Below are 3,452 nucleotides of genomic sequence, written 5' to 3'. Positions count from 1 at the left end.
ACCAAGTCCCGCGAATGTAAGCTTCATACATGATACGTGCGAGCGCAAATGCTGGAGAATGACTCTGATGATCAAGCAGAATATTTATGCCCCTTCCTGTATCAAGTGCAAACGCAAAACAAGATGCTGAAACTCTACTGCGACTATCAGTTGAAACCTGTTTTCCATCAACCAGACGATCGAGGTTGTTAAAGAGGTCTATTGTATCGATCAGACTATATTCCATTATCGACTAGGCTCCCTAACGTTGCGATAAGCGGTGGTTTTTACGTTGCACTTTTGCCATAAAATGTAGCGAAGCGGAATGGCAAAAATGCAACGTAAAAACCATCCGTTTGATAGCTTTGTTATGTGCTTTTCAACGCAGGTTTAACTGTAAAATACCAAGTTAATGATGCCAATCCCGCCGGTAGTATTACTATTAAAAATGAACATAAAAACGCTAACAAAGCCTCGTAAGATGTACGAGTAAACATAGCAAAAGAAAATATAAGAAACGAAACAACAAAAGCAAATATCAACTGATGTTTGAGATTTTTTATAATGTTAAAATTTGGCTTATGCGTCAGCGTTGCGAAATAAATGGCAGATACAGTAAATAAAAACAAGATCAAAATGAACGACAGCATAAATACAGCATAACCTTCCATTCTATCGCCTCCATGAGAATTCATTGCTAGAAAGTAAAACAGACTGAAGGATAGGCTAACACTAAATATTAACGCACCGAGTATGTTGCCCAGATAAACTCTCACAACAATGAAGTCTTTAATAATAAAAACGTAGAATATGGTTTTAAAAATAAAGTAAATTACAGTTAACATGAGTGCAATAGGAAAAAACCCGCTTGCTGTGAACGCATAATTAATAAAAGCACCAGACTCGATATCATTAGCGATAAACCAAATTACAAATAAAAGCAAGGTGGATAATATTGATAGCTTTCTAATGCCGAAATGATTAAGCCTCATGTAACACCTGTTTCACGATTAACACATAACAACTTATACAATAAAAATTAGATTAAAAAACACTAAATTCAGCAACTTACCAAAATAGCATTTATCAATGTAGACTCAATGTAGACTAAAGAAAATTTACATTTGTCCTTTTTCTTTTTCGAAAATAATTTTCTGGAGGCCTTCATTAAAGCTTTTTGCGTCAACAGCGTAATGTGCTCTTCTGTGGCAATTAGGACAAAGTGCTATTGCATTTTCTGGGTGATCAGGTCCACCATCTGCAACTCGGTGCATATGGTGACACTCCAAATATGGACCTGTATTTGTTTTGAATGGAGCCGACGAGTTACAGGCTTCGCAAAAGCCTTTTGACCTGGCAATCACATATAACTTCAATGCTTCTGAGCGATAGTAAGCAAGTTGCTTTTTTTCTTTTGGTGTCGAGTTAACAACAGATGGCTCAAGTGCCGCAGCTCTTAGCTCGTTTAGAGACTTCTTTTTTAGAGTTTTTAAATTTGGCTCGGTATAATTGGATTTTGGGCTTTGTGCGCCTTTTGCAACGCCAGCACTCAAATCTAAATGAAAAACATATGCTCTTCGATTGACGCCAGCAGCATCTTGCCGAGTTACTTCCTCATAACCAAGACATTCAGCTTCGCCCCAATACCTTACAAAGCCTTTTTTTGTTGCGCCAAACACATGCAACTTTTTACCTTGTTTTGAGTGTTCGAGAATTGCCTTATTCCCTTTATTCATTTGCATATCACCGGATTGTCCTTCTCCGGTATAGTGAAAAATACCTTCGACAAAATCGTCATGATAACCGTACTGTTCACCTTCATCTGATGTGAACAAAAGGACAAAAGGAAAACGTCCAGGTGTGGCAATACCACCACGCTGCTGCCCACCGTAGATGTCATGTATTTCAGATTTCCGGTGATATTCCTTATTAAGCTCAAACATTGAACTATCCCTAGCAGAAAATAATTTACAATAAATATACATCACAAAATATAGGGACATTTAACAAAAATCAAGCACATGGTGCTTTTTGCTGATAAAGTTCTCGTCATTAATGACAAGTTTGGAGATACCATCTAGTTTCAGATTTCACATTAACAGTATGAGCAATCAAAAATATGAGGCATTTAAATTTGATGCAAAAAATCCACAATTCAGATTTTGTTAGCGATTTGATTTTAGAGTGTTTAAACATTTCTCTTGATGGCCATCAAGAGTTTTCATAAAAGAACCACAAGATTGGCAGCGAATTTTCCCTTTTAAATCAATAACATTCTGCAAGAAAAATTTATCCCAATCACCTGGATGCGATTGACTTACGTGCATCGGAATATCAACAACCATTTTGCTGCAAAATGGGCAAGGCAACCTATTTTGTACCGGCTTATTTTTTCGTTTTTGTTGCAATTTTTCAATGTGTTGTCGAAGATGAGCTTGATATAAATACTTGGCCCGATCAATGTTAAATTCAGTCCCACGACATGATCGGATTCCTGCTAAACGGAATTGGCCAGCCAAATGGTACAGAGGATCTTTAAGTTTTAACTCTTGAAATATTAGGTATAAATTACTAGCACTATCGATAAACTCACTAGAATATGTCGTTGCCCAACTTCCAGGACCATGACTCATCGGAAGATATTCGCCTTGTTTAGATTTGCATTGCGCAACCAACTCACTAATTTCTTGTTTTCGCATGTCATAGCAGTCCATTTTAACTCCAAGCCAATGTTTTTACTTGCTTAAATCTAGAATCGAATTTAAGCGCATGGAACTTCGTTCAGGGCACAGATATGACAATAACGTCCAATGAACGCTGAAGAGTGCTTTGATCTCTAATGCAAGGCCAGCCATTTTAAAATTCTGGCTGGCCATCACTAGTTATTTAACTTCGTCATCGTCTTTATATAAATCTTCGTAGTTTAATCCTTCGCTATTACAAAGATCCTCTTCATTTTCATACTCACCACTATCGAGTTTATCCTGATATTCCTTATACATTTCACCCATTTCGCAGTTCCTCTATAAAATTTAGTATTGGTGCAATATTAACCACCTTCTCCAAAATACCAAACTTAATAAAGTATTGCTATCAATAAGTAACATACAGAGAACCCTGCAGATGCGGTAGATGTATTAATATCTTATTGTTAACTGTTCAGATTTCTACAATACGGATTACATAGCAATTTAAAACCCACAAAAACCTATACCACCTGTACCATTTTGGTAGAGGTGGTATAGGTCAAATCAGAAAAACAATTCACCCATAGATTGGCCAATTCTTTTTGCGAAATTTTGCTTGATAAGTTCAAGGTCAGAAAAATCATAATACTGCCCTCGTCCTGCTCTGCCGATACTCTTAACCTGCAATTGCGTTAACATTTTGCCCAAGCTACTGCGCATTTGCGCTGATGTTTGCCTTTCATGGTTACTTTCCAAAAATTGGCTAAACATGCTTTGTAAATCTTT

General features: G+C 36.9%; 5 protein-coding genes. All 5 read right to left on the bottom strand.

Annotated elements, in window-relative coordinates; all coding sequences use genetic code 11:
- A partial coding sequence (locus J0M08_14260) for a hypothetical protein (protein ID MBN8704220.1) occupies positions 1-226 on the bottom strand: 226 nt, incomplete at its 3' end.
- A 121-nt stretch (positions 227-347) separates the two neighbouring features.
- The gene (locus J0M08_14255) at positions 348-971 is read right to left on the bottom strand and encodes a hypothetical protein (GenBank protein ID MBN8704219.1); all 624 of its coding nucleotides are present in this window, start codon (positions 969-971) and stop codon (positions 348-350) included.
- A gap of 126 nt (positions 972-1,097) precedes the next feature.
- Complete coding sequence (locus tag J0M08_14250) at positions 1,098-1,922, bottom strand: HNH endonuclease (protein ID MBN8704218.1); 825 nt, start codon at positions 1,920-1,922, stop codon at positions 1,098-1,100.
- A gap of 222 nt (positions 1,923-2,144) precedes the next feature.
- Positions 2,145-2,678, bottom strand: a complete 534-nt coding sequence (locus J0M08_14245) for a hypothetical protein (GenBank protein MBN8704217.1) — start codon at positions 2,676-2,678, stop codon at positions 2,145-2,147.
- Between the two features lie 552 nt (positions 2,679-3,230).
- Positions 3,231-3,452, bottom strand: a 222-nt coding sequence (locus tag J0M08_14240; protein ID MBN8704216.1) for a hypothetical protein, incomplete at its 5' end; no start/stop codon positions are given.

The sequence above is a fragment of the Bacteroidota bacterium genome, assembly GCA_017303975.1.
GTDB lineage: Bacteria > Bacteroidota > Bacteroidia > JAFLBG01 > JAFLBG01 > JAFLBG01.
Note: the sequence above shows the minus strand (reverse complement) of the source record. Positions and strands in the feature narration are given on the sequence as shown.